This window comes from Pseudomonas sp. AC463 (assembly GCF_979253585.1).
Genome location: NZ_CEEDDZ010000957.1, coordinates 1 through 250 on the forward strand (window position 1 = coordinate 1; position 250 = coordinate 250).

1 pseudogene is annotated in these 250 nt (G+C 59.2%); it reads left to right on the plus strand.

The features are described from left to right. Positions 1-172 (plus strand): annotated as a pseudogene (locus AC0IYH_RS33070) (class 1 fructose-bisphosphatase); the annotation flags it as partial. Between the last annotated feature and the right edge of the window lie 78 nt (positions 173-250).

The window sequence follows — 250 nt, forward strand, 5'->3', positions numbered from 1 at the left end:
GATGTACGAAGCCAACCCGATGTCTTTCCTGGTTGAACAGGCGGGCGGTGCCTCCACCGACGGCCACCAGCGCATCCTTGACATCCAGCCTGAAGGCCTGCACCAGCGCGTGGCGGTATTCCTGGGTTCCAAGGAAGAAGTCGAACGTGTGACGGGCTATCACAAGGGCTGATCATGCAGATGCAGCTTTGGCAGCCATTGCTGGATTGGTGGTTTGGCCAGTCGACCTCGGCGGTAGAAGCCGCTAAAG